The sequence below is a fragment of the Pedobacter zeae genome (assembly GCF_014196715.1).
Lineage (GTDB): Bacteria > Bacteroidota > Bacteroidia > Sphingobacteriales > Sphingobacteriaceae > Pedobacter > Pedobacter zeae.
This window is the reverse complement of sequence record NZ_JACIEF010000005.1, coordinates 35821-59977: the sequence shown is the minus strand read 5'-3', so window position 1 is coordinate 59977 and position 24157 is coordinate 35821. Positions and strand designations below refer to the sequence as shown.

The 24157-nt window shown below is 39.0% G+C and carries 20 protein-coding genes; 12 read left to right on the top strand and 8 right to left on the bottom strand.

Annotated elements, in window-relative coordinates; all coding sequences use genetic code 11:
* The first annotated feature begins 95 nt into the window (after window positions 1-95).
* The 3 genes from GGQ60_RS22280 to GGQ60_RS22270 all read left to right on the top strand — a co-directional run bounded on the left by GGQ60_RS22280 (window position 96) and on the right by GGQ60_RS22270 (window position 2779).
* Entirely contained in the window at window positions 96-773 is a 678-nt protein-coding gene (locus GGQ60_RS22280) for a response regulator transcription factor (RefSeq protein ID WP_183768565.1), read from the top strand.
* 77 nt (window positions 774-850) lie between these two features.
* A complete protein-coding gene (locus GGQ60_RS22275) occupies window positions 851-2161 on the top strand; it encodes a sensor histidine kinase (RefSeq protein WP_183768563.1) in 1311 nt (436 codons plus the stop codon).
* A gap of 144 nt (window positions 2162-2305) precedes the next feature.
* Window positions 2306-2779, top strand: coding sequence for a hypothetical protein (locus GGQ60_RS22270; protein ID WP_183768561.1), 474 nt, complete (start codon window positions 2306-2308; stop codon window positions 2777-2779).
* 139 nt (window positions 2780-2918) lie between these two features.
* Here GGQ60_RS22270 and GGQ60_RS22265 read toward each other — a convergent pair whose 3' ends face one another.
* From GGQ60_RS22265 to GGQ60_RS22250, 4 genes are all read right to left on the bottom strand, one after another.
* A complete protein-coding gene (locus GGQ60_RS22265; protein WP_183768558.1) occupies window positions 2919-3344 on the bottom strand; it encodes a hypothetical protein in 426 nt (141 codons plus the stop codon).
* Between the two features lie 81 nt (window positions 3345-3425).
* Window positions 3426-4112, bottom strand: a complete 687-nt coding sequence (locus GGQ60_RS22260) for an RluA family pseudouridine synthase (protein ID WP_183768555.1) — start codon at window positions 4110-4112, stop codon at window positions 3426-3428.
* A 158-nt stretch (window positions 4113-4270) separates the two neighbouring features.
* Entirely contained in the window at window positions 4271-5086 is an 816-nt protein-coding gene (gene panB / locus GGQ60_RS22255) for a 3-methyl-2-oxobutanoate hydroxymethyltransferase (RefSeq protein WP_183768552.1), read from the bottom strand.
* Between the two features lie 86 nt (window positions 5087-5172).
* A complete protein-coding gene (locus tag GGQ60_RS22250) occupies window positions 5173-5373 on the bottom strand; it encodes a hypothetical protein (protein ID WP_183768550.1) in 201 nt (66 codons plus the stop codon).
* 35 nt (window positions 5374-5408) lie between these two features.
* On the opposite strand from GGQ60_RS22250, the gene carA reads away from it, so the two are divergent.
* The 4 genes from carA (at window position 5409) to GGQ60_RS22230 (ending at window position 9679) form a co-directional block, all read left to right on the top strand.
* Window positions 5409-6521, top strand: coding sequence for a glutamine-hydrolyzing carbamoyl-phosphate synthase small subunit (carA, locus tag GGQ60_RS22245; protein ID WP_183768549.1), 1113 nt, complete (start codon window positions 5409-5411; stop codon window positions 6519-6521).
* A 241-nt stretch (window positions 6522-6762) separates the two neighbouring features.
* Entirely contained in the window at window positions 6763-7527 is a 765-nt protein-coding gene (locus tag GGQ60_RS22240; protein ID WP_183768548.1) for an ABC transporter ATP-binding protein, read from the top strand.
* Between the two features lie 78 nt (window positions 7528-7605).
* A complete protein-coding gene (locus GGQ60_RS22235; RefSeq protein WP_183768546.1) occupies window positions 7606-8727 on the top strand; it encodes an ABC transporter permease in 1122 nt (373 codons plus the stop codon).
* Between the two features lie 268 nt (window positions 8728-8995).
* The gene (locus tag GGQ60_RS22230) at window positions 8996-9679 is read left to right on the top strand and encodes an XAC2610-related protein (RefSeq protein WP_183768545.1); all 684 of its coding nucleotides are present in this window, start codon (window positions 8996-8998) and stop codon (window positions 9677-9679) included.
* Window positions 9680-9844: 165 nt separating this feature from the next.
* Here GGQ60_RS22230 and GGQ60_RS22225 read toward each other — a convergent pair whose 3' ends face one another.
* The 4 genes from GGQ60_RS22225 to kbl all read right to left on the bottom strand — a co-directional run bounded on the left by GGQ60_RS22225 (window position 9845) and on the right by kbl (window position 13207).
* Window positions 9845-10420, bottom strand: coding sequence for a TetR/AcrR family transcriptional regulator (locus GGQ60_RS22225; protein WP_183768543.1), 576 nt, complete (start codon window positions 10418-10420; stop codon window positions 9845-9847).
* Between the two features lies 1 nt (window position 10421).
* Window positions 10422-10829, bottom strand: a complete 408-nt coding sequence (locus tag GGQ60_RS22220) for a Rieske (2Fe-2S) protein (protein WP_183768542.1) — start codon at window positions 10827-10829, stop codon at window positions 10422-10424.
* 2 nt (window positions 10830-10831) lie between these two features.
* A complete protein-coding gene (gene pheS / locus GGQ60_RS22215) occupies window positions 10832-11872 on the bottom strand; it encodes a phenylalanine--tRNA ligase subunit alpha (protein WP_183768541.1) in 1041 nt (346 codons plus the stop codon).
* Between the two features lie 147 nt (window positions 11873-12019).
* The gene (gene kbl / locus GGQ60_RS22210; RefSeq protein ID WP_183768539.1) at window positions 12020-13207 is read right to left on the bottom strand and encodes a glycine C-acetyltransferase; all 1188 of its coding nucleotides are present in this window, start codon (window positions 13205-13207) and stop codon (window positions 12020-12022) included.
* Between the two features lie 249 nt (window positions 13208-13456).
* Between kbl and GGQ60_RS22205 the strand changes: the two genes are divergently transcribed.
* The 5 genes from GGQ60_RS22205 (at window position 13457) to GGQ60_RS22185 (ending at window position 24154) form a co-directional block, all read left to right on the top strand.
* Window positions 13457-15904 carry a DUF5686 and carboxypeptidase regulatory-like domain-containing protein gene (locus GGQ60_RS22205; RefSeq protein WP_183768537.1) on the top strand — a complete coding sequence of 816 codons (2448 nt, stop codon included), beginning with the start codon at window positions 13457-13459 and terminating at the stop codon, window positions 15902-15904.
* A 182-nt stretch (window positions 15905-16086) separates the two neighbouring features.
* On the top strand, window positions 16087-17025 hold the full coding sequence (gene trhO / locus GGQ60_RS22200; RefSeq protein WP_183768535.1) for an oxygen-dependent tRNA uridine(34) hydroxylase TrhO: 939 nt from the start codon (window positions 16087-16089) through the stop codon (window positions 17023-17025).
* Window positions 17026-17256: 231 nt separating this feature from the next.
* Window positions 17257-17607 (top strand): four helix bundle protein, encoded by a 351-nt coding sequence (locus GGQ60_RS22195; RefSeq protein ID WP_183768533.1) that lies wholly within the window; start codon window positions 17257-17259, stop codon window positions 17605-17607.
* 280 nt (window positions 17608-17887) lie between these two features.
* Window positions 17888-20767, top strand: a complete 2880-nt coding sequence (locus tag GGQ60_RS22190; RefSeq protein ID WP_183768531.1) for a triple tyrosine motif-containing protein — start codon at window positions 17888-17890, stop codon at window positions 20765-20767.
* Between the two features lie 375 nt (window positions 20768-21142).
* The gene (locus GGQ60_RS22185) at window positions 21143-24154 is read left to right on the top strand and encodes a SusC/RagA family TonB-linked outer membrane protein (protein WP_183768529.1); all 3012 of its coding nucleotides are present in this window, start codon (window positions 21143-21145) and stop codon (window positions 24152-24154) included.
* Window positions 24155-24157: the final 3 nt, after the last annotated feature.

Here is a 24157-nt window from a genome sequence, read left to right as displayed (position 1 = left end):
ATTTTTGAAAGGAAAGGCCAAGGCTAGATGACCAGGGAAAACGTTGATTAGCGTGATCAAAAATTGAAAATTGTAAACCGAAAACTGTAAACTGAATGAACGTACTTATTGTTGAAGATGAAAAAAGCCTGGCGCTTGAAATGGATGAATTCTTGAGCAAGGAAGGGTTTATTGTAGAACATGCCTGGAAAAAATCTTCTGCGGAAGAAAAAATATTTGTAAACCACTACGATTTCATTTTACTCGACTTAGGTTTACCGGATGGTGATGGATTCGATATTTTGAAACAGCTTAAAGCCATGAAAGATCGTGATGATGCTATAATCATTTTAACTGCCCGTAGTGCTGTAGACGACCGGATCAGGGGGCTTGATGAAGGTGCGGATGATTATTTACCAAAGCCTTTTTCACTAAACGAACTTTTAGCACGTATCCACGCCATTACCCGGAGAAAACATAAGTTAGAGAAAAACGAGGTAAACATTCATAATTTCCTGCTCAATATCCAGAACAGAACCGTTTCATTTGGCGACGAAAGATTAAACCTGACCAAAAAGGAATTCGAAATATTTAACTATTTGGTGCTGAATAAAAACCGCGTGGTATCCAGGATGAGTTTAACGGAGCACGTTTGGGGTGATATTTTAGAAGTTAATTCAGATTCCAACTTCGTTGATGTACATGTTAAAAACCTGAGAAAAAAACTTGCCGGGATTAGTCCTATCGATTGGTTCGAAACGGTAAGAAGCATTGGCTACAGGATTAATTGCTAGGGAGTCAGGAGGTCAGAAGTTAAACGCCGATCTACCAATGAACCGAAGACGATTGAACTAATGAACCATTAAACAAAATGAAGTTACAGGTAAAGTTTTCTTTATATAACGCAGTAACCAAAATTGCCATCATCTTAGTGTTGGGGGCTATTATTTTATTCTCGTTAGACAGACTTGCCTACAACCAATTTGATAACCGCCTGATCAAAAAAAAGAACAAGATCATCAAACATTTGAATGATGATGAAATCGATAGCCTTTTAAACAAACAGCAATCTTTTACCGATTATAACATATTAAAGGAAGAGTTTATCATTTTAACAGACATTCCCGATAATCAAAAAGATTCTACGGCCAAGGTTTTTACCGAAAAGAGAGAAATAGAGGGTGATATTGAAGTATACAGGATCCTGAACTACAAATTTTCTTACCACACCAACTGGTATAACCTGGAAATTGGCGAAACAATGACTGCCCTCCAGTCAATTAAAAATTCGATACGTTTTTATATGCTTATCGTATTGGTTGCTGCACTGCTGATCACGCTCGTAGCCGACTTTACTTTTTCCAACTTCCTGTTGAAACCCTTTTATCTCATTATCGATAAAAAGATTAATCTGGTTGACGATCCATCGCACTACAACTATGAGAATATACCTACAACCACCAACGATTTTAAAATCCTTGATAACAGTATAAACTCTTTAATGCGAAAAATAAATACCCTTTTTGCTTTGGAGAAACAGTTTATTGCCAATGTTTCGCATGAGTTACTTACCCCCATTTCGATTTTAAGTACCCGGTTCGAAAACATGCTCAATACCCCTCATATCCCGGTAGAGCATGAGAATAAAATCTATGCATCTTTAAAAACACTGAACCGTTTAAAGGTAATTATTAATAGTTTGTTACTGATCTCAAAGGTAGAAAACAACCAATATTTAAAAACGGAAGACATTAGCCTCAAACAAGAGATTGAAGACATATATGAAGATCTGGAAGACCGTATAGCAGACAAAAATATTAGCTACAATGCAACTTTAACAAAGGATTTTCATTTTAAAGGAAATAAAGCACTGATACATACACTTTTAATTAACATTATTAATAATGCCATTAAATATAATGTTGTTGGGGGTACGATCACGATATCTGATAAAAGCGAAGCCGAAAAATATGTGCTAACCATTAGCGATACCGGGCAAGGCATGAGCCAGGCATTGGTAGAAGATGCTTTTGATCGTTTTAAAAGGGGGAACAGCGAAGAAAATGGATTTGGATTAGGCTTGGCAATTGTTCAAAGTATTGCCCGCTTTCACCGGATCGAAATCGATATTAATTCTGAAGAACATAAAGGGACCAGTATTTCGTTGTTTTTTTTTAAATGAAACTTCCAGATAAACTGATCACAACGCTCATATATTTAGGATAACTTAATTCCGGTGTAAAGATCAGTACAGGTTGACAAATCTTTTTGGCAAGGGCTTTGCTTGATAATAAAAATCAATCTGATAAGAAAAGAATATATCTTAATGAAAAACATCATCCCCATACTAGGAGCAACCGCTTTATTCATGGCATCTTGCCAGGGCGGCACAGCAAAAAAAACACAGGCCAAAATCGATTCCACCATAATAACCAATGCATCGGCAAAGCCCGATTCTATCCTGTGCTACCAGTACATTAAAAACCGAGATACTGCCACCCTATCGTTAAAAACAAAGGATAATAAGGTAACAGGTACACTAGGTTATAATTTATACGAAAAAGATAAAAATGCTGGCACGATAACCGGGATTATTAAAGGTGATACCATAATTGCCAACTATATTTTTCAATCTGAAGGCAAAACATCTATTAGAGAAGTGGCTTTTTTGAAAAAGGGTGACCAGATAGCAGAGGGATTTGGCGATGTAGAGGAAGTAAGAGGAGAAACTAAGTTCAAAGACCTAAGCAAACTAAAGTTTGATGGATCGATGAATTTTGATAAGATAGATTGTAAATAAAAAAGGTTGCATACTTAAGATAGAATTGTCAATCCTGAGCCTGTCGAAGGACACTTAAAATATATTTAAAGGCGCTTCGAGAGGCTCAACTTGACAGTTTCCAGCCAGCATTATGGCCAGTTTTCTTATCATTTTAAAATTACTTTAAAGCGTCTTTTGCAGCTTTCGTCCATTCCTCACTTAACTTAAGCACATAATCTGAGTATTTTTGTATTTCATCAGGCTTTAACTTGGCTGCCCAGCCTGCTGCCTGATTTGCCCAGGCGGTATACTTATCGTTGATGGCTTTAATTTCAGCTGCATTTTTACTTTTTACAGCTGCAATGTATTCATCCTTTAATTTGCTGTACTCGGCAAGCCCCTTATTTACTTCTTCACTTGAGAAAGTTGGGATTTCTGTTGTAACCGTTTCAGTTGTTTTTGTAGTCACTTTTGTAATGGTGTCGCCATTAGCAGAAATTTCGCTTGAGTCTTTGGTCGTTTCTGTTTTTTTTGTACTGTCGCACGATACTAATGCAGACGCCAGTAGACCTGCTGCAGCGATTGATAAGAAGGTGTTTTTCATGATGGATTTAGTTTTTAGCCGAAACATGACTAAATATTGTGCCAAACCCTTAATACCTAATAAATATCGCGATCATTCCGGCTATAAATCTTCGAACCGTTCCCAAAATCCATCAACAGGTAATTTGGCAAATATATTTACAGGTTCTTTTTTTACCGGGTGTATAAACTGTAACCGACGGGCATGCAGGCAAATGCTCCCTTTTCTGCTTCCCCGCGGATAACCGTATTTATTATCGCCCATAATCGGACATCCCATCGATGACAGTTGCACCCTGATCTGATGCGAACGTCCTGTTAAAGGATCAACCTCCAAAAGATAATAATCGCCTACTTTGGCTTTTACTTTATAGGAAAGTTCGGCCCGCTGACTTCCTGCAACCTCAGTATTGTAATAGGAAACCACATTCTTTTGCGGATTTTTAACCAACCAGTGAATCAAAGTAGCTGATTCTTTTGGTGGCTTGTTTTTTACTACAGCCCAATAAGTTTTTTTTACTTGCCTGTTTTTAAAAACAGCGTTCATTCTTTCTAAAGCCTTACTGGTTTTTGCAAACAGGATTACACCGCTTACGGGCCTGTCTAAGCGGTGTACCACGCCTAAAAAGGCACCATTTGGTTTATTATATTTTTGAGCAATATACTTTTTTACCTGTTCATCAAGGGGCTCATCGCCAGTTTCATCAACCTGCACAATATCACCTGCCCTCTTATTAATAGCGATTAAATGATTGTCTTCAAAAAGGATGTCGTTATCGGTAATTGGCATCGGTTAGTTCATTGGTTCATTCGTCATTAGTTCATTTGATAGAGCACATCGTCTATTGCGAAAGTTTATTGGTTAATCGGTTAAGCTTTTTATTATTTAAGGTTGGATAGTTTACCTGCGCTGAAACAACGCCAAACTCACAACGCCAAACTCCAAACTTAATATTGTTCTTTTTCGTTCGGGAAATCATTTCCTTTTACATCACGGATATAAGATTGCGCCGCTCCTAAAATTTCGTCGTAAAGGTTAATGTACTGGCGTAAAAAACGGGGTTTAAAGCCTTTTGTTAATCCAATCATATCATTTACCACCAAAACCTGTCCGTCGCAGTATGGTCCTGCGCCAATACCAATGGTTGGAATATTTAAACTTTCGGTAACCTCTTTACCTAAAGCAGCGGGAATTTTCTCTAAAACAATGGAAAAACAACCGGCAGCCTGTAAGGCCAGCACATCGGTTTTTAATTTGTTCGCTTCTTGCTCTTCCTTGGCACGGACGGTATAGGTTCCAAATTTATAAATGGATTGGGGTGTTAACCCTAAATGTCCCATAACCGGGATACCGGCAGTAATAATGCGTTGTATCGACTCAATAATTTCTTCACCACCCTCTAACTTAACACCGTGTGCACCTGATTCTTTCATGATCCTGATGGCTGAGTTCAATGCTTCTTTTGAGTTTCCCTGGTAGGAACCAAAAGGCAGATCGACCACTACGAATGCACGTTTAACCGCCCTGATTACCGAGGCTGCATGGTAAATCATCTGATCGAGGGTAATGGGCAAAGTCGTTTCGTGACCAGCCATTACATTCGAAGCAGAATCGCCAACCAATAAAACATCTAAGCCAGCATCATCCAAAATGGTTGCCATCGAATAATCGTAGGCGGTTAGCATCGATATTTTTTCGCCACGCTCTTTCATTTCCTGTAATGTATGCGTGGTAACACGTTTGATTTCTTTATGTACCGACATGGGATTTGTTTTGTGTTGCCAAAAGTATTGTTTTTTATTTAATTAAGCTGAAAAGACCACAGGTAAAAGACCCAAGCAATCTCAATCTAAAATCGTTTTTCACACAAATCTGACTTTACAACTTTAAGCTTTAGTCTTTCTGCTTTCAGCTTCAACCTTATTTTATTTTTCTCTTTATATTCCCAATCTAAAACTCTATCTTTGTACCCCGAAATGGAAGGGATATATTCATCTTTTTTGGTACCCTGCAAATACGGCTTTAATGCCGAAAGCCATTCTTTTTTCAACTCTTTTTTAAATCAAAATCCATATTGTAATTACCATGACTAACTACACCAAGTTACCTGCGATTTTATTACTGGCCGATGGCACAGTTTTTTACGGCAAAGCAGCCGGAAAAATTGGCACCACTACCGGCGAAATTTGTTTTAATACCGGGATGACAGGTTACCAGGAAATTTTTACAGATCCAAGTTATTTTGGACAGATAATGGTTACCACCAATGCACATATTGGTAATTATGGTATCCACAAAGACGAGATCGAATCAGGTTCGATCAAAATCGCTGGTTTAGTCTGCAAAAATTACAACATTGTTTATAGCCGTAAACAAGCTACCGAATCAATTCAGGATTATTTCCAGAATGATAACCTGGTTGCCATTTCTGATATCGATACGCGTGCTTTGGTTCGCCACATCAGGGATAAAGGTGCAATGAACGCCATTATCTCTTCTGAGATTACGGATTTAAAAGAATTAAAAGAAAAACTGGACGAAGTACCTTCCATGGAAGGATTAGAACTTTCATCAAAAGTAAGTACTACAGAACCTTATTTTTATGGCAATCCTGATGCAACTTTAAAAGTAGCGGCGCTGGATCTGGGCATTAAGAAAAACATTTTGCGCAATTTCGAAAACCGCGACATCTATGTTCAGGTTTTTCCGGCTAAAACTACTTTTGCAGAAATGGAAAAATTTAACCCGGATGGTTATTTTATTTCCAATGGCCCAGGCGACCCTTCTGTAATGCCTTATGCAGTAGAAACCATCAAAGATATTTTGGCTGTAGACAAACCATTGTTCGGTATCTGTTTAGGCCACCAGTTATTGGCCGAAGCAAACGGTATCGGTACCATGAAAATGTTCAATGGCCACCGCGGATTAAACCACCCGGTTAAAAACATTATCAAAAACCACTGCGAAGTTACTTCACAGAACCATGGTTTTGGTGTAATTCCGGATGAGGTTAAAAATTCTGATAAAGTAGAAATTACCCATGTTAACCTAAACGATAAATCTATAGAAGGAATCCGCGTTAAAGGTAAAAAGGCATTTTCAGTGCAATATCACCCGGAATCTTCTCCAGGCCCGCACGATTCGCGTTACTTATTCGATGATTTTGTTGAGGTAATGAAAGGCGAGCTAGTTTGGTGAGAGGGATAGCTTAAAGACCAACGCTTAAAAGCAGTAACTGGCTTGAGGGGAAGTCGGTACGCAAACTTAAAACCATAATACAAAAATACGATCTGCGGATTTGCGGCAAAAACAGGCTGTTGATCCGCAGATTTCTTTTTTAAACCCATTTCACCTGAATAAAACATCATTTTACCGATATTTTAGTGTGTAACTGATAAAATTCATTTTCTATTCACCTAAAGCTCCTTACATTCGCAATATGGAAACAAAAAAAGCCATTATCAGTGTTAAAGACCTGGTAAAAAAATACGATGATTTTGTGGCCGTTCAAGGGCTTAGTTTTGAGGTATACGAGCATGAGATTTTCGGTCTGCTTGGCCCGAATGGTGCCGGGAAAACCACCACCCTCGAAATTATTGAAACGCTGAGGGCTAAAACATCGGGCGATATTATTGTTGATGGTTTTTCTGTGGATAAGCATGCCCAGAATATTAAACAGATAATCGGTGTACAGCTACAGGCTGCGGGTTACTATCCCAATCTGAACCTGGTAGAACTGATCGAACTTTTTGCAGGTTTATACGGAGCTGATATTAAACCGATGGAAATGTTGGAGAAAGTAAATCTTCAGGATAAGGCTAAAGCCAAATATAAAGCACTTTCAGGAGGGCAAAAACAGCGTTTTTCTATAGCAACAACGCTTATCAACCAACCCAAGATTATTTTTTTGGATGAACCTACAACAGGCCTTGATCCGCAGGCCCGCAGGAATCTTTGGGACCTGATTATCGAAATCCGGAATGCAGGTACTACTGTTGTAATTACCACGCATTATATGGATGAGGCTGAACAGCTTTGCGATCGGGTAGCTTTTGTAGAACGTGGGCAGATTATTGCTTTGGATACCCCGGATAATTTAATAGATAAATTGGTGAGCAGCGGCTTTGAGCGTAAAAAAGAGGTTAAAAAGGCCAATCTGGAAGATGTTTTCATCAACCTTACCGGCCGGGAATGGAGAGAATAGCCCTCATCCCCCTTGGGGAAGGAATTTATACCAAAGCTTACTATATAATTGAGAAAAACAGAATCTAGCAGAACTACTATGCAAAAAGATATACAAGATCAACCTTCAGGTTCCACTTTAGCGGCTGGAGGCTATAGCCATACCAAAGCAACCCTTGCCCTGGCCAAAGCAAGTTTCCGGTCTATTATGCGAAGTCCTTCGGCAGTGGTATTTACCCTTGCTTTCCCCCTGATATTTATCCTCGTTTTTGGCTTTTTAGGGGGTGGCGGCACGCGCATTGATGTTGGGGTAACACCAGGCTCTGATGTACATAACCCGGTAATAGGCATGCTCGAAAAAACGGGAATGATCCGTTTGGTAAAAGATAAATCTAAAGCTGAGTTTGATAAACTACTTGAAAAGGGCAATGTTGATGCCATGATCGATGTACATAGAAAAGTAAATTCTGCTGCTTATTCGGTTAATGTAGTATATACTTCTGCATCGAGAGATAAAGGCGGGATTTTAAAATCGGTTTTAAACAATGTCTTTTACGATAAAACTTTAAAACCAACAGTAGCAGAAATAAAAGAGAGCACCATTACAGGTCGCGAATACAAAACGATCGATTTTATACTTCCGGGCCAATTGGGCTTTTCGTTACTCAGCACAGGCGTTTTCGGAACGGCATTTGTGTTTTTAAGCCTGCGCCAAACGCTGGTAATCAAGCGCTTTTTCGCAACGCCTGTAAAGCGTTCGAGCATTGTAATTGGCGAAGGAATTGCCCGTATCGGTTTTGCCTTAATTGGTGCTTTATTTATCATTTTAATTGGCCATTTCTTTTTTGGTTTTACCCTTGTACATGGCACACTTACGGTCGTCAACATGCTCCTACTCGCTACCCTTGGTGTGATTGTTTTTATGGGCTTTGGTTTTATCATTTCGGGTATTGCCAAAAACGAAAGTATGGTGCCTCCCATCTCAAACATTATTACCCTGCCACAGTTTTTACTATCGGGAACATTCTTTTCTATCGAGGCTTTTCCAAATTGGTTACAGCCGATCAGCAGGGCCCTCCCGCTCACCTATTTAAACGATGCCATGCGCAAAGTAGCTTTTGAAGGGTTGGGTTTGTGGGATGTGAAATTCCAGATCATGATCTTATTGCTTTGGGGCATTGGTATTTATGCCGTGGCCGTAAAAGTATTTAAGTGGGAATAAACATCACTAAAAAACATTCTGAAAAGCTATTCATACCTGTAATTCGTTTCTATTTGCCTGCGTTGAGCAGCATGTACTAAGCTTTACGAAGCCCTTAAACTCCTTGTAAGCAAGGCCAGGGTAAAATAGATGCCTACACGGAAGGCAGGGATTGGCTTACCAGAAAAAGCAGCGGTGCAAAGCTATACCAGAACACGCAAGAGGAAACGTTAACCTTTTTTAACTTTTTACGGCTTGATAATGATGTAATTTTACTGAAAAATATTCAATGAAAAATTTGATCATCTTTTGCAGTATCTTATTGATTGCCCATACAGCAGAAGCACAGTTTAAATTCCTCGCCAACAATAGTTCTGATCAGTATAATGCAAAAATTATTGTCGATCGGTGCGAAAACGGTGCCTGTAATGGGAAAGCCACCATCATACTGTATAATAAGATTACCAACGGTGAAATTGATACTTTTCATTCAGACGATCTTGAATTCGGCTTAACCGAAAAACAGGATGCAAAATTAGGTTGGCTAGAACTCGGAAAATACCAAACACCATTAATTTTCGGAGATTTTAATTTCGATGGCCTTGAAGATCTCGCGATCAGAAATGGCAACAAGGGTAGCTATTCGAGCCCGTCGTACGATATATATGTAGCAGGCCCCGAAAATAAATTCCTTTTAAACAGTGAACTAACCAAACTGGCCAGCCAAAACCTCGGCATGTTCGATGTAGACAAAAAAGCAAAACAGCTATCCATCCATCAAAAGGATGGGTGTTGTTTTGATAAAACAATCAATTACAAATACAGCGGTAAAAATACGCTATATGAAGATTCTTCAGTAATTGAAGATTCGACCATTGCCGATTACGTTACAGTAATAACCCAAAAACTGGTTGATGGTAAAATGAAAAGAACCGTGCAGAAATTTAAGATGAAAGATTATTATAATCAATAGTTATGTTTCTTTAACCACAGATGCATATGGATCACACGGATCTCAATCAGTTTGCATCCTTTTTACCTGTGGTTAAATTGCCAATTCTAGCTTGTAGGCAGATTAATTGAGAAAACTATAGTAAATCTCTCCATTTCGTTTTCAACCGAGATGGTCAACTCCTATTTAAAGCGCAGCTTTTACTAAAAATGGCAAAATCTCTTTCTGAAAACTTACAAAGTTTTTACGCACGTCTGAATCGCTAACTGACGTAAATGCAAATGAAAATACAATACTTTTACTTGCTTTTAGTAAAAAAGCCAATCCTTCTCTTCTCGCAGGATTATTCTTAAAATTATCCAATTGCAGGTAGGCGGCTAACAGCAAGGCTTCAAGCTGATCTGATAAATGTTTCAAAAACTCCTGCGAATTTGCATTTTCGCGCACAAAATCCCAGCCGATAAACTCATTACAGGCGGTAAAAGATAAACGGCTGGTTTTCATCACAAGGGCCTTCAAATGCTCTTCTTCAGATACATAGCTGACTTTGTTTTGCAGAATTTCGTGCAGGTTCTGATCCAGATAATCCATCAGGATACTGTCCAATACCTGCTCTTTACTTTCAAAATATTTATAAATCGTTGCTTTGGCAATACGTGCCTTTTTTGCAATTTCGTTTACACTGGTTTTATGATAACCGTATTTTCTAAATAATTCTTTGGCAGCCTTTTTTACTGTTTCTTTTATTTTTTCAGCTTCCATTCTAATTGCTTACGTGTAATAGTGTGTTGCCCTGTAGCGAAATATTGTATGCTTTTAAACTTCTCTCTGCCGGTGCTTTTTGCGGGCTACCATCAAGCAGTGAAAATTTTGCGCCAGAGCAGGGATCAGTTGCGGTTACTCCACTATCATCCGGCGAAACCTTGCATATTTTCTCCGGATTTACGGTACTGCAACGATCAAAAGCCACATAAGTGCCAAGCGGCGTTTTAACAATCAACAATCCACCTACACCATTATTGGCAACTAACAGCACATTATTCACCGCTTTGAGGCTAAATTCAGTTATGGTGACATTATAATTTACAGGCACATCCGGAATGTACCCCTCCTCTTTACCACAACCGGTAGCTAATAACAAAACAAATAATATGCTGTACAGATATTTCATTTTTAAATTAAGGCCGATTTAAACTGCTTTAAAAAACGTGCATCATTCTCAGAAAACAAACGCAGATCTTTAATTACATACTTTAAGTTGGCAATGCGCTCAATACCCATTCCAAAGGCAAAGCCACTGTATTTTTTAGAATCGATGCCACAGTTTTCCAAAACGTTTGGATCAACCATGCCGCAGCCCAAAATTTCTACCCAGCCGCTGTATTTACAAAGCTGGCAACCAGCCCCTTTACAGATGGTACAAGAGATATCCATTTCTGCAGATGGCTCTGTAAAAGGGAAATATGACGGACGGAAACGCACTTTTGTACCTTCTCCGTAAAGCTCCTGAACGAAATAGAATAAAGTTTGCTTTAAATCAGCAAATGAAACATTTTCATCAACATAAAGCCCCTCTACCTGGTGGAAAAAGCAGTGTGCCCTGGCCGAAATGGCTTCGTTACGGTAAACCCGGCCCGGCATAATTGCCCTGAATGGCGGTTGCCCCTGCTCCATCATACGCACCTGTACCGACGAGGTATGGGTACGCAAAGCGATGTCGCCTTTTTCGCCACCTTTTTTGATAAAAAAGGTATCCTGCATATCCCTTGCCGGGTGTTCTTCAGGGAAATTCAACGCAGAGAAGTTATGCCAGTCGTCCTCAATTTCAGGGCCTTCTGCTACGGTAAAGCCAAGTTTGGCGAATATCTCTACAATTTCCCTGCGCACCAAAGCCAGTGGGTGACGCGATCCCACTTCAAAACCTTCCCCTGGCAAAGTTAAATCCAGTTGCGAATTTTCGCTTTTGGCATCAACACTTTCGGTCGATTCTTTTAAAGTTTGATATTTAGATTCGGCCAGCTGTTTAAACTCATTTAAAACCTTGCCCAACGATCTTTTTTCTTCAACAGAAACAGATTTGAACTCGTCGAAAATTTCTTTGATAATGCCTTTGCTTCCTAAATATTTAATGCGGAACTGCTCTAATTCGTCGGCTTTTTCAGTTACGAAAGCATTGATCGCTTCGGTATATTGCGTTATTTTGTCCTGTAACATGGCTCCAAATATACAGCAAATTATCTAATAATTTTAGGCTTATGGGAGTTCAAATAATCTGTTTACACTATCATTATAAAAGAAAATGAACCCATAAACCACAAAAGCCGCATAAAGCGGCTTTTGTACTTATTATCATCTTATTTTTTAGATCACACCAAGTTCTTTACCTACTTTGGTAAATGCGGCAATGGCTTTATCCAGGTGATGCTGCTCATGTCCTGCCGATAGCTGTACACGGATCCGCGCCTTACCCTGTGGCACTACAGGATAGAAGAAACCGATTACGTAAATGCCTTCTTCCAGCATTTTAGCGGCAAACTGTTGTGCAATTTTGGCGTCGTACAGCATTACCGGAACAATCGGATGGAAACCCGGTTTGATGTCGAAGCCCGCTTCTGTCATTTTCTCACGGAAATATTTCGTGTTGCTTTCCAACTTATCTCTTAAAGAAGTCGTTTCGCTCAGCATATCCAACACCGCAATTGATGCGCCTGCAATAGCCGGAGCCAACGTATTAGAGAAAAGATAAGGGCGTGAGCGCTGGCGAAGCATATCGATGATCTCTTTCTTTCCAGAAGTAAAACCACCCGATGCACCTCCCAAGGCCTTGCCCAACGTACCGGTAATGATGTCTATGCGGTCCATTACATCAAAATGTTCGTGCGTTCCACGTCCATTTTTACCGATAAAACCGGTACAGTGCGACTCATCGATCATGATCAATGCCTCATATTTATCGGCCAGATCGGCAATTTTATCCAACGGAGCTACTGAACCGTCCATTGAGAAAGCACCATCGGTAACAATAATCCGGTGGCGGCAGTCTTTAGCAGCAATCAATTGTTTTTCCAGGTCTTCCATGTCGGCATTTTTATACCGGAAACGCTGCGCTTTACATAACCTTACGCCATCAATAATGGAAGCATGGTTCAATTCATCAGAAATGATGGCATCTTCTGCATTAAACAGCGGTTCGAAAACACCACCGTTTGCATCAAAGGCTGCTGCATATAAAATGGTATCCTCCGTACCCAGAAATTTAGAGATTTTTGCCTCCAATTCTTTATGCACATCCTGTGTTCCACAGATAAAACGCACTGACGACATTCCATAGCCATGATCATCTATCGCTTTTTTAGCTGCTTCTATCACCTTTGGGTGAGAAGAAAGTCCTAAATAATTATTCGCACAGAAATTGATTACTTCAGCACCGGTGCTCACTTTAATGTCGGCACCCTGAGGGGTAATAATAATCCTTTCGCGTTTAAATAACCCAGCGTTTTCGATCTCTTCAAGTTCTTTTTGAAGAACTGGTTGTAATGTTTTGTACATGGCTTTTTAATATGGTTGAATTTAGCTCCAAAGGTATAAAAAAAAGTCTTTGCAGACCTAAAAACGCAATTTTCGGAATAAATTCTACAAACAAACGTTTGATCGGCAAGCCAATTGCCATTATACATTTTTATTGTTACCAAGAAATAGCGGGCCATCACTATTTTTTTTCGATCTTAACAAACTTTAACATGTAGCTATGTGTATAGTGTTAAAAGATATTCGATATTTAGGGAATACTAATTAATTATGAGAAGAATTTGCGCACTCCTGTTTTTTTGCAGCCTCACCAGTTTTGTATTTGCTCAACATTTTACAGTTACAGGCGTAATTAAAGATACAAACGGGCAACCTGTGCCTTTTGCTTCGGTTTATTTAAAGAATACCACTACCGGAACTTCTGCAAATGTTGATGGAAAATACTCGATAAAGCTAAAAAGCAGGGAATACACCTTAAGTTTTAGGGCGGTTGGCTATAAACAACAGGAACATATTGTAAACCTAACTGCCGACCTTTCGCTCAATGTAACACTAACTGCTGAAAGTTATACTTTAGAGAATGTCAATATCAGGGCCAATGCCGAAGATCCGGCCTACGCCATAATCCGCAAAGCCATTGAAGAACGGAAAAAACATCTCGACGAGGTAAATGAGTTCAGTTGCGAGGTTTACATCAAAGGTGTGCAACGGCTAAGGGGTGCGCCAAAAAAATTCTTTGGGCGGGATATCCAAAAAGTTTTAGAGCTCGATACCAACCGAAAAGGCATCATTTATCTTTCTGAATCGCAGAGCAAGTTTAATTTCAGAAGGCCGAATGAGGTGCACGAAGAAATGATCTCATCGAAAGTGGCAGGACGGAACAATGCTTTCAGTTTTAATAAGGCATCTGATCTGATTATCAACTTTTACGATAATTACCTGTTAGAAAACAAATTGAGTGCGAGGGGGTTTATTTCGCCGATTGCCGATAACGCCCTTTTTTATTATAAATATAAACTATTGGGCGAAAGCCAGGAAAACGGCGAAACTATCCACAAAATAGAGGTGATTCCCCGCCGTGAAAACGACCCTGTTTTTAGGGGAATTATCTATATTATTGATGGCAGCTGGCGAATTTACAATACCGATGTTTACCTGACCAAAAATGCAGGTATTAATTTTATTGATACTTTAAACATTAGCCAGCAGTTTACCAAGGTTAACGAGGTTTATATGCCAACCGCTGTTAACTTTCAATTCGCAGGCAATGTACTGGGATTTAAAATAGCCGGTTATTATGTGGGTATTTATAGCAATTATAACCTGGAGCCTAAATTTTCTAAAAACTTTTTTAGCGGTGAGATCTTAAAAGTTACCGAAATGGTCAATAAAAAAGATTCTGTTTACTGGAAAAACAACAGGCCTATCCCTTTAACAGAAGATGAAAAAATCAATTACGTTAAAAAAGATAGCATCGCAAAGTTAAAAGAATCGAAAAAGTACCTCGATTCGCTTGAAAAAGACAATAATAAGTTTGGCATCGGTAAATTATTATTACATGGTTACAGTATCAACGATCGCTATGATAAGGAATACTGGTCATTCGATCCGGTAATAAAGGCCATATTTTATAATACTGTAGAAGGCTTTGCTGTACGGTACGGGGTAACCTACAGAAAGGAATTTGAGAACAGAAGAACTTACTCCATCCGCCCTGAACTGCGATACGGTTTCGCCAACCAGAAGCTTACCGGAAGTTTAAGCGGAACTTATTATTACCATCCGACCAAGCGTGCAAGCGTTAGTGCATCATTCGGAAACGGGATTTTCGACCTGAACAACCTGGGTTCTATGACACAATTGGGTAATACCATTAACTCGCTGTTTTATGAGAAAAACTTTGCCAAATTTTACGAAAAGAGTTTCATAAACATCAATACCACCCGCGAGCTGGCATCAGGGCTGCAGGGAAGTGTTGCGGTAGATTACAACCGGAATAAAACCCTCACCAATAATTCTACATTTAAAATTATTGATGCAAAAGACCGCGAATTTACTTCGAACAATCCTTTTAGTCCAACGGTAGAAACACCGCTTTTCCCAACCTATACTTCTTTCAGTGCAACAGCGAGTTTAACCTATGCCTTCGGACAGAAATACATTACCCGTCCTGACGGTAAGTTTTATACGGAGTCGAAATTCCCGAAGGTTACCCTATTGTATAAAAAAGGGTTTAAAGGTGCATTGAACAGTGATGTTGATTACGATTTTGTAAAACTGGAGGTTTCTGAAGACAGGATCGGACTGGGATTATGGGGTTATACTTCGTTTTTGGCTGGTGTGGGTAAATTCCTGAACAACAAAAGCATGTACTATCCTGATTTCAAACATTTTGCAGGTAACATATCCACCATATTCCCTCCTAACCTAAGGAAATTCCAATACCTCGATTTTTATCAGTTCAGTACCAATCAACAATATTTCGAGGCCCATTTAGAGCATAATTTTGCAGGCTTTTTCATGAACAAAGTGCCACTATTGCGTAAAGCCAAGCTCGAAGAGTTTATAGGTGGGGGGTATTTATCTTCTCCGGAAAAAAGGAATTACAAAGAATTTTATTTCGGTATCCAACGCCTTGTTTTACGTGCCAGTTATGGTTTTGCCTACGATGGCGGACGTAAGTTAACCCAGGGTTTTAGAATTTCGTATGGCTTCTGACGAGGTTTAAGGTATAGGAATAAGGCTTAAGGTACGTTCAGCTCATTTGAAGTATTTCCACAAAAAGGAAAGATTCTAAAAGCAGGAGTTAAAAACCTTCCACCTTAAGCCTTCTACCTTCCACCTTTTTTTACTATCTTTGCAGCGCTTTAAACGCCGTTTGCAACGGTATCAATAGCGTTATGAAAAAATATCAGACCTTACTTTACTATTGCTATAGTTACATAGCAGAGGCAGAACAATTTGCTGCCGATCACCTTAAATTCTGTAAATCGTTAGGATTAGTTGGCCGTATTATCGTTGCCGACGAAGGTTTAAACGGTACTGTTTCCGGAACTCCTGAAGCCTGTGCAGCTTACATGCAGGCAGTACATGCCGATGAAAGATTTGCTAAAACTGAATTTAAGATCGATGACGTTGAAGAACTTTCCTTTCTGAAAATGCACTGCCGTTACAAATCGGAGATTGTGCATTCGGGTTTAAGGGATACTTCGATCATCGATCCTAACAAACAAACCGGCAAACATTTAGAACCTGTCGATTTCATGAAAATGAAAGATGAAGAGGATGTTGTTATCCTTGATGTGCGTTCTAATTATGAGCATAACCTTGGTAAGTTTAAAAATGCGGTAACGCTTGACATCGAGAATTTCCGCGATTTTCCGGAGCAGATTAACCAACTTGCCCAGTATAAAGACAAAAAAATATTAACTTATTGCACCGGCGGGATTAAATGCGAAAAAGCATCTGCCCTATTGTTGCACCATGGTTTTAAAGATGTGTACCAGTTACATGGGGGCATCATCAAATATGGTAAGGAAGCCGGTGGAAAGGATTTTGAGGGTAAGTGTTACGTTTTCGACAACCGTATTGCCGTTGATGTAAATGAGGTGAACCCAACCGTTGTTTCTGTTTGTTACAATTGCGGTAAAACCACACCTAAAATGATCAATTGTGCCAATCCGGAATGCAATGAACACATCACCCAATGCGACGATTGCGGTAACGAACTTCAGGGTTGCTGCTCAACAGCATGCACAACTCATCCGCGTAAACGCCCATACGATGGTACAGGTTATTATGTGAAGGTTCCGCAGCCGGTGGCGGTGAAACTCAGTTAATGGCTTATGGTTAATGGCTTTATGGTTCATAGCCCATTGCCTAATCTATATAACCTATTGGTTAATGGCTTTATTTTGATTGCTTGCCGTTTAATCTATAGTTGAATGGATTATGGGTTAAAAAGTTTAATTGTCAATCGAAATTATCAATTACATAAACAAATAAAAATTTGAATATTAGGCAACCATATTATTGAGAAGGATAATTATATTTATTTCAAAATCAACATTATGGCTTTCAAATTTGAAGAACTAAAAGTTTGGCAGATCTCGTTAAACCTCAGTAATGAAATAGATGTTATTGCAAAAAACTTTCCGAGGATAGAATTATTCAGTCTTTCCAATCAAATAAAAAAAGCCGCAGACTCTGTAAATCTCAACATTGCAGAAGGTTGTATGGGACAGTCAAAAGCCGAATTTAAAAGATTTTTAACCTATTCAGTACGCTCTGGTTTAGAGGTAGTAAGTTGTCTTTTTATGGCATCATCTAGAAATTACATTACAGAGCTAGAATTTAAACGGCTATATTCAGAATACGAACAACTTTGTAAAATGATATCGAAATTGAAGACGTCACTATAGAGGATATTTTTATTGATGTCTCATGATTATTGGCAGGCTCTATAAGGCAGTGCATGATAGCTTAATAGCTACATAAATTGAGCAATGAATATCCATCATCTATCTATTAACCAATATGTTACAATCTTTAAGCCTATAACATAACGTATTTGCCTGAGCAATTTAGCCATTAACTATGAACTAAAAAAACCATCAACCCTGGTCATACAGCAATCATCCGCCTATTTTAAACAATTTTTCATTTACTTTGTGTTATAACGGGTTTATCCAATACCACTTTATGCTAAACTACTTCAGGCTTCTAATACTGTTATTCTGCTTTGCTATAAATACCCATGCATCAGAAATTAAAAGTATTGGTGTACCTTACATAGAAAATTATCCAAAATCCGTTTATTCATCCGGAAACCAGAACTGGAGCATAGCCAAGGATAAAAATGGTGTAATGTACTTTGGCAATGCCGAGGGGCTTTTAACTTTTGATGGCCGTTACTGGCAGAAATACCTGATGCCCAACCGGCAGATTGTAAGGGCTGTAGCGACCGATAGCAATGGGAAGATTTATACCGGAAGTTTTGGCGAATTCGGTTATTGGGCTATAAAAAACAATCTCTTAAGCTATAACTCGCTCACCAGCTTACTTCCAAAAGGGATAAAAATTAATGATGAAATCTGGAAAATATATGTAGACAAAGACCGGGTAATCTTTCAATCTTTTTCAAAAATCTTTATCTATAAAAACAATAGAATAGAGGTGGTTAAATCGCCATCTTCTTTTCTATTCCTGCATCAGGTAAACAACAGGTATTTTGTTGAAGTGCTCGAAAAAGGCCTGTTTGAGCTGACAGGTAATAAATTGGTCTACATTCCGAACAGCGAGAAACTGGGTAAAGAAGGAATTCTTTCTATACTACCTTACAAAACTACCGGATTCATTATTGGTACCAGCAAACAGGGCTTGTTCATTTATGATGGGAAAGACTTCAAACCTTTAAATACCCCTGCCAATAGTTATTTAAAAACCTACCAGCTTAATAACGGGGTAAGTTTATTAGGCAAATATTTCGCTTATGGCACCATCCTTAACGGGCTCATCATTATAGATGAAAATGGGAAAGTAGTGCAACGCATCAATAAATCGAGTGGTTTACAAAACAATACGGTGTTAAGTTTATATGCGGATAATGAGCAAAATCTTTGGACAGGCTTGGATAACGGGATCGACCGTATTGAACTCAACTCGCCTTTATATTTCTATTTCGATAAAACCGGACAATTTGGAACCGTTTACTCGAGCATAATTTTCAATAACAAAATCTATCTTGGCACTAACCAGGGATTGTTTTACAGCGAATGGTCGCCTGATCATCTTTTACCTTTTAACTTTAGGTTAATCCCCAATTCGCAGGGGCAGGTATGGGAACTGACCATTATTGATAATGAATTAATCTGCGGGCACAATAGCGGCACCTTTAAAGTAAAGGGCAACCAGATAGAATGGCTTTCGAGAACTTCAGGAGGATGGACGATCAAAAAGTTAAATTCCGATCCTAATTACCTCATTCAGGGTACCTATACCGGGCTGTCGCTCTTTACTGAATCGCAATTAGGAGGATTAAAATTTGAAACAAAAATCTCAGGATTTGATGCACCATCGAGGTATATAGAGCAGGACAATAAGGGTGATATATGGGTAGCACATGCTTACAAGGGCTTATATAAGCTGAATTTAAGTCCCAATTACCGCAGTGCTATCAGCACGAAATATTTCGACGAAAAGAATGGTTTGCCGGGGAACTACAACATCAATATTTTTAATTTAGAAAATAAGATCGTTTTTTCATCTGATGCCGGTTTTTATACTTACGATGAGTTGAGCGATAAATTCAGCAAATATGAAGCACTGAACAAGGAGCTTGGTTCTTTCCAATCATCGAACAAAATCATCAATGCCGGGGGCAAAAAGTATTGGTTTATCAATCATGGTAAAACAGCCCTGGTTAACTTTAGTGAGCCAGGAAAGGTAGAAATCGATTCGAACCAGTTCAGCATTTTAGATGGCCGGATGGTTCAATATTATGAAAACATCAGCCGCATCAGCAATTCTATTTATTTGATCAGTGTGGATGATGGTTTTGTAATTTATAACCCCACCACACAACAGAAACAGGAAAAGCGCAAACTGCCTTCTGTACTGATCAGACGTGTAGAGGATATTACCGATAAATTTTCACTCATCAGCGAAACCGGCTATATTAATGATGCAACTGAGATCCCCAATAACCGCAATAACATCCGTATTTCTTATGCACTGCCCTATTACCGCCAGGCAAAGGTAAAGTACCAGTTTTATTTAGAAGGATATTCTAAAACCTGGTCTGATTGGAGTTATGCGACACAGAAAGATTTTACCAATTTAAGTCCGGGTAAGTATGTTTTTAAGGTAAGGGCCAAAACAGACGACAGTACCGTAAGCGACGAAGCAGTTTACACTTTTATCATTTTACGGCCATGGTACCTTAGTAACTGGGCTATAGTTTTCTATACCTTGATATTTGTTGTGGCATTGATCCTCGGCAAGAAAATTTATGAACAGAAACTTAAAAGGGACAGCCAAATAATAAGCGACCGTTTACAGGCAGAGCAGGAGGAGATATTAAAACAGGAAGCTGAAGCAAACGAAAAACAGATCGTAAAACTCCAAACAGAGAAATTACAGGCAGAACTGGCTTCCAAAAACAGGGAACTGGCCAATTCTGCCATGACCCTGGTTTATAAAAATGAACTACTGCAAAAACTAAGTGATGAAATTTCTAAACTGAAAGATGAAAATGGCAAAAAGCTTTCTGATGATCAGACCCGGAAAATCCAAAAAGTAATCAATGATGGCATGAACGACGAGCGAGACTGGCACCTGTTCGAAAACAGCTTTAACGAGGCACACGAAAGCTTCTTTAAAAAGCTGAAAGCACAGCATCCCGATCTTGTTCCGAACGATCTCAAGTTATGTGCCTATTTAAGAATGAACATGAGCAGTAAAGAAATGTCATCGCTGCTGAACATTACTTTAAGGGGTGTAGAAATCCGCAGATACCGCTTGCGTAAAAAACTTGAAGTACCGCATGACAAAAATTTAACCGAGTTTTTGATGGAGCTTTAACCTGTTTTTTCTTAAGTCATATTTCCTTTTTATAGAGCGATAAACTGTTATAAAATGAAGGCCGCTTTTTTATAAAATCTGATTTCTGTATGTTTTTTTGCCTAAATCAGAGACCGGGCACTACGTCATTACCTCTCATAAACGATTTTCGTACCCCACAAAACAGTTAGTGTACCTTATACACTTATGACTGTGTTAAAGTTTTGTTAAAATCTCCAAAAACTGCGTTTTTGACCCAAAATCGCATTCGGTTTATCTTAAAGTGAAACATTATCAGCCAACTTGATGTAATAATGTTGAGGTAAAAACACTTGCACATCAGCAAAAACAACCTCAATTTTAACATAACAATTAAACTAAATTTTATAATAAAGCATGAAAAGAATCTTTACAAGAATTTCTGTTCTCGCTGCATTTTGTTTGCTTACAATTAACGTAGCATTAGCGCAAAACATTACCGTAAAAGGTAAGGTAATTGATGGGGGTGACAAGACCCCATTACCCGGCGTATCTATCTTAATCAAGGGCACACAAGGTGGCACCCAAACAGATGTAAACGGCAACTACTCACTTAGTGTGCCGGCGAACGCCACCTTAGTATTCAACTTTGTAGGCTACACAGCACAAGAACAAGCTGTAAATAACCAAACGACCATTAATGTATCACTGGCATCATCAACACAACAATTAGAGCAGGTTGTAGTGGTGGGTTATGGTACGCAAAGAAAAATTGATGTTACCGGTGCTGTTGGAACCGTAAAAGGCGAAGACATCGCTAAGCAGGCATCGGTTAACCCGGTAAGTGCTTTACAGGGAAAAGTTGCTGGTGTATCCATAACCAATACTGGTACACCTGGTTCTTCTCCGCAGATCACCATTCGTGGAACAAGCACCATTTATGGAAAAACCGGACCATTATACGTAGTAGACGGTGTATGGTATGACGATATTAATTTCCTTAACCCTGCTGATATTGCTAATATCAGTATCTTAAAAGATGCATCATCGCAATCTATTTACGGTATCCGTGCGGCAAACGGCGTTGTTTTGGTAACTACGGTTAAAGGTAAAAAAGGAACTGCCGTAATTAATTATAACGGATCTGTTGGTATTCAAAAGGTAACTAACCAAGTAGAAATGGCAAATGCGAGTGAATATGCTACCGCTGTAAACGAAGCATATGCTCTTCAATCTCCGCCGGCAACTCCACTATTCACAAATACCAATTTAGGTACCGGAACCAACTGGTATGACCAGGTGCTGCGAACTGCCATGGTTAACAATCACCAGTTATCTATTAGCGGTGGAACTGAAAAATCGACCTACAATTTTTCTTTAGGTTACCTTGATCAGGACGGTATTGTGAAGAACAATAACTACAAACGTTATACTGTAAGGCTGGCTAACGATTACCAGATTTTCGAACCTCTAAAAATCGGCTACAATGTTGCCGGTACATACAGTAAATCGAAAGATGCGCCATCTACCATATTTAGAGCCATGTATGCTGCATCGCCAGTTGTACCTGTTTTTAATGCTGATGGCAGTTATGGTGATCCAAATGCATTCAACCTTGGTAACGGAAGTAATATGAATCCGCAGGCTACTTTGGATTTCTTTAACCAGAATACCACTAAGTATAAAATCAATGGTAATGTATATGCCGAATTAAAATTCCTTAAGAACTTTACTTTCAAAACCAGTATAGGCGGAGATTTTGGACAGGAAGAAGTTAGGGGTTATGTGCCAAAATATAAAGCTACCAATACTCAGCTTAGCACAGTAAGTAAACTTGATATAGACCGCATTGAAAACAGAAACTGGCTGGTTGAGAACACCTTAACTTTTGACAAAAAATGGGACGACCATAGTCTAACGGTTTTGGCTGGTCAAACTGCTCAGCGAAATAAAATGTATACCATAAATGCCGATGCGCAAAATGTTCCATACAGCAGTGAGGGCGATTTATATTTAGCATTGGGTGATGCTGCCAGCAGGAGTATTATTGATAAAGGCGAGTTGAGTACATTTTCATCATACTTTGCCAGGGTTAATTATGGTTACAAAAACAAATATTTATTAAATGCTTCCATCAGAAGAGACGGTGCTTCTCAATTTTTTGGCTCTGACAATGTTTGGGGAAATTTCCCATCAATCGGAGCAGGCTGGGTAATCAGCAACGAAGAATTTATGAAAAACCAGAATATCTTCAGTAATTTAAAGCTAAGGGGAAGTTGGGGTAAAGTAGGTAATGCCGGGGTTCCATTTAACCCATCAACCCAAACAGTTGATCAAACAGCAGCATTAATAGCCATATTTGGAGGAATTCCGTATACCGGAGCAAGCATCAGAACCATTGTACCCCCAACATTATTCTGGGAAAGAAGTGCAGGAACTGATATTGGTTTGGAAATGGGCTTCCTAAAAAACAGATTAAACATTGAATTAGATTACTATAATAGAAAAACAGAACAGGCAATATTTGATATCCCGGTTTTGGGAAGTCTGGGAACAGTAAATAGTTCTATTATTGCCAATCAGGCCGATATCCAAAACCGTGGTTTCGAATTTTTAGCAACCTGGGCTGATAAAACATCGGGGGGATTAACCTATTCGATCAGTGGAAATCTTGGAATCAATAACAATAAAGTATTAAACGTAACTTCAGGAGCCAACCCGATCTATAAGGGCGGTGCTGGCTTAACCAGTGGTTATCTTTCTACCAGAACGGTTAACAACAGGCCAATTGGAGAATTTTATGGCTACCAGGTTGTTGGCATCTTCCAAACAGATGCAGAAGCCGCAGCTTGGCCAGGATTTAAAAAAGGTGACTTTAAGTATGCAGACATCAACGGTGATGGAACAATCGATTTAAGGGACAGGGTTGTTCTTGGTAATCCAAATCCTAAATTCACTTATGGTTTAAATACCAACTTCGCCTATAAAAATTTCGATTTAACACTCGATATCCAGGGTGTTGCTGATGTAAGTGTATTTAATGCAAACCTAAGCAGCAGATTTGGTAACGAAAACTACACCAAAGATTTCTTTGATCACCGCTGGACAGGACCTGGTACTTCGAACACCTACCCTTCTGCAGATTTAGCAGGCGGTTTAAATAATGCGCCAAATTCGTTTTACGTAGAAAAAGGCGATTATATCAGGTTAAGGAATATCCAGTTGGGTTATAGCTTACCCGCTTCACTTGTTAACAAATGGAAAATGCAACGTTTAAGGGTATTCCTGAACGCACAAAATGCTGTTAACATTTTTGGGTATAAAGGATTTAGTCCGGAGGTAGGTGGAACACCAACAAATGCAGGAATCGATACCAATGTATATCCTTTGTTTGCTACTTACAACTTTGGGGTTAACGTAACTTTCTAATCG